This window comes from Corallococcus sp. 4LFB, from assembly GCF_046520365.1.
GTDB classification, from domain to species: domain Bacteria; phylum Myxococcota; class Myxococcia; order Myxococcales; family Myxococcaceae; genus Corallococcus; species Corallococcus caeni.
This window is the reverse complement of the sequence record NZ_JBKGHJ010000783.1, coordinates 1-2,616: the sequence shown is the minus strand read 5'-3', so window position 1 is coordinate 2,616 and position 2,616 is coordinate 1. Positions and strand designations below refer to the sequence as shown.

Sequence of the window (2,616 nt, the reverse complement as noted above, 5' to 3'; positions counted from 1 at the left end):
CGCAGCCAGGCGAGCAGCTCCTCCCGGTCCGCGTGCGCCGACAGGCCGTCCACCGTCTCCACCCGCGCCCGCACGGGGACGTCCTCGCCGTGGATGCGCAGCCGGGCCGCGCCGTCCTGGAGCGCGCGCCCCCGGGTGCCCGCGGCCTGATAGCCCGCGAGCACCACGGTGTTGCGCGCGTCCGGCAGCAGGTGCTTCAGGTGGTGCAGCACCCGGCCGCCCGTGGCCATGCCGCTGCCCGCGAGGATGACCCGGGGGTCCGTCCTCGTCAGCAGCGCCCGGGACTCCTCCGCGGTGCGCACCCAGTGGCGCTCCGAGGCGCACAGCGGGCAGCGCGCCTGGAAGGTGAGCCGCCGCATGTCCACGTCGTGGTCCTCCGGGTGGCGGCAGTAGAGCTCCGTCACGTCCTGCGCCATGGGGCTGTCCAGGAACACGGAGACGCGCGGCAGGCGCTGCTCGTCGCGCAGGCGGTGCAGCGTCCAGAGCAGCTCCTGCGCGCGCCCCACCGCGAAGACGGGGATGACCACCGCGCCGCCCTGGTGGACGGTGCGCGTGATGATGCGCGCCAGGTGCTCCTCCGGCCAGGCCGCGTGCACGCGGTCGCCGTAGGTGGACTCCAGCAGCAGCACGTCCGCCCCGGGCACGGGCTCCGGGTCGCGCAGGATGGGACGGCCCGGGCGGCCCAGGTCCCCGGAGAAGACCAGGTGGCGCGCGGCGTCCCCCTGCCCCCAGGCCACGTCCACCGTGGCCGAGCCGAGGATGTGGCCCGCGCGCCGGAAGGTCACCTCCAGCCCCGCCCCCGCGGTGAAGGGCGTGCCGTAGGGGTGCGTGCGCACGAGCGTGAGCGCGCGCCGCGCGTCCTCCACCGTGTAGAGCGGCAGCGCGGGATGGTGCTTCGAGTAGCCGTGGCGGTTGGCCCGCTCCGCGTCCTCCTCCTGGAGGTGCGCGGAGTCGAGCAGCAGCGGCCCGAGCAGGTCCGCCGTGCCCGGCGTGCAGTGGACGGGGCCGCGGAACCCGCCCCGCGCCAGCAGCGGCAGGAAGCCGGAGTGGTCCAGGTGGGCGTGGCTGAGGACCACGGCGTCCAGCGTCACCGGGTCGAACGGCGGCGGCTCCCAGTTGCGCTGGCGCAGGGCCTTGAGCCCCTGGAACAGCCGCAGTCGAGCAGCACGCGGAACGGCTCGCGGCCCTCCCGCTCCAGCAGGAAGCGGGAGCCGGTGACGGTGCCCGCCGCCCCCAGGAACCGCAGCGAGACCGTGGACGCCTCCTCTTGCATCAGGTGCATGCCCTGCTCCTTCGCGCCACGCCGCGCGCCACCAGCTTGCGCAGCTCCAGCACGCTCACCGGGATGAGCCCCAGGCCCAGCGCGAGCGCGAGGTGCGCGGGGTCCAGCGGGACGAGCGAGAAGAACGCGGCGAGCAGGGGCACCTCCGGCAGGGCGACCTGGAGCGCCAGCGTGCCGGCGACCACCCCCAGCAGCGGCCAGTTGCTGAACGACCCGACCTCCCAGTGGATCATCCCGGCGCTGCGCGCGGCGAAGGCCCGCAGCACCTGGCAGAACACCAGCACGGTGAACGTCAGGGTGCGTGCCTCCTCCAGGGGCATGCGCTCGAGCGCCCAGAGGAAGGTGCCCAGCGTGACGGTCGCGTCCAGCAGGCCCGTGGCCAGCACCGCCAGCCACTCCCGCCGGCCCAGCATGGGCGCCTCCGGCCGCCGGGGTGGCCGCCGCATGACGTCCGGCGGGGCGGGGTCCATGACCAGCGCCAGCGCCGGCAGCCCGTCGGTGACGAGGTTCACCCAGAGCAGGTGCAGGGGCAGCAGCGGCAGGGGCAGGCCCAGGAGCGACGCGCCGAGCATCAGCACCAGCTCACCGCCGTTGCCGGCCAGCAGGTAGACGAGCGTCTTGCGGATGTTCTCGTAGATGCCGCGCCCCTCGCGCACGGCCGCGACGATGCTCGCGAAGTTGTCGTCCGTGAGGATGAGGTCGGACGCCTCGCGGGTGACCTCCGCGCCGGTGCGGCCCATGGCGATGCCGATGTGCGCCTCGCGCAGGGCCGGCGCGTCGTTCACGCCGTCCCCCGTCATGGCGACCACCTCCCCGCGCGCCTTCCATCCGCGCACGATGCGCAGCTTCTCCTCCGCCGTCGCCCGCGCGTGCACGGTGCCCTCCGGCGCCTCGCCCTCGCGCAGCAGGCCCAGCTCCTTCGCGATGGCCAGGGCCGTGGCGGGGTGGTCGCCGGTGATCATCACCGTGCGCACCCCGGCCTCGCGCGCCGCGCGCACGGCCGCCACCGCTTCGGGCCGGGGCGGATCCGCCAGCCCCACCAGCCCCACCAGCGTGAGGTCCCGCTCCTCGGGGCCCCGCCCCTCCGCCACCGCCAGCACGCGCAGGGCGCGCCCCGCCAGCGAGGCCAGGGCCTCCGTCACGCCCGGAGGCACCTGCTTGCACAGCGGCAGGAGCGCCTCCAGCGCGCCCTTCACGTAGAGCACCCCGTCCGAGCGCAGGATGCTCATGCGCCGCCGGTCCGAATCAAAGGGCTGCTCCGACACGCGGGGGCGCTCGCGCTCCACGTCCGCGCGCTCCACGCCCTTCGCCCGCGCGGCCACGAGCAGCGCCAG

The 2,616-nt window shown here is 75.5% G+C and carries 3 protein-coding genes; all 3 read right to left on the bottom strand.

Annotated elements, in window-relative coordinates; translation table 11 throughout:
- On the bottom strand, positions 1 to 1,091 hold a 1,091-nt coding region (locus ACLEQD_RS41075; RefSeq protein ID WP_410391363.1), incomplete at its 3' end, for an MBL fold metallo-hydrolase RNA specificity domain-containing protein.
- Positions 1,088 to 1,282: a hypothetical protein gene (locus tag ACLEQD_RS41070; RefSeq protein WP_410391362.1), complete on the bottom strand. Its 195-nt coding sequence runs from the start codon at positions 1,280 to 1,282 to the stop codon at positions 1,088 to 1,090. The genes ACLEQD_RS41075 and ACLEQD_RS41070, both read right to left, overlap by 4 nt.
- On the bottom strand, positions 1,273 to 2,616 hold a 1,344-nt coding region (locus ACLEQD_RS41065; protein WP_410391361.1), incomplete at its 5' end, for an HAD-IC family P-type ATPase. The genes ACLEQD_RS41070 and ACLEQD_RS41065, both read right to left, overlap by 10 nt.

Bases quoted from the DNA above. Each gene is read 5' to 3' on its own strand.
- ACLEQD_RS41070 (WP_410391362.1), bottom strand. From the start codon at position 1,282: ATGCACCTGATGCAAGAGGAGGCGTCCACGGTCTCGCTGCGGTTCCTG.